The sequence below is a fragment of the Nonomuraea candida genome (genome assembly GCF_000725485.1).
Classification (GTDB): domain Bacteria; phylum Actinomycetota; class Actinomycetes; order Streptosporangiales; family Streptosporangiaceae; genus Nonomuraea; species Nonomuraea candida.
Genome location: NZ_JOAG01000164.1, coordinates 1 through 330, shown reverse-complemented (window position 1 = coordinate 330; position 330 = coordinate 1). Strand labels below are relative to the sequence as shown.

Annotated in this window: 1 protein-coding gene; it reads right to left on the bottom strand. The window is 72.7% G+C overall.

Annotation, left to right across the window (positions count from 1 at the left end; genetic code table 11):
* The coding region (locus tag IO39_RS56435) for a hypothetical protein (protein WP_043637806.1) at positions 1-330 on the bottom strand (330 nt) is incomplete at both ends.

The window sequence follows — 330 nt, the reverse complement described above, 5'->3', positions numbered from 1 at the left end:
GCTCCAGTCGGTGACCTTGCCGTCGCGGTGGCCGAAGCGTTCGATGACGCCGTAGGTGATCTCGCGGCCCTGGCTGCGCACGGTGCCGTACCACTCCTGGTAGATGGCCTCGCGGGTGTGAATCGCCTGCCCGGGGCGCAGGTTCGTGGCGTTGCGGCCCTGCTCGTCGTTCTCGAACGTGCCGAGCAGCCGGCCGAGGTAGGCGAGCTTGGCGGCCTTCGTGTACAGCTTGCGGCCGTCCAAACCGGGGCCGGTCAGCGGCGCGCGGCCGGAGGCGGCGACCAGGGCGCGGGCGTTCCTGGCGTTCCAGGCCGCGGCCCGGCCGAGCAG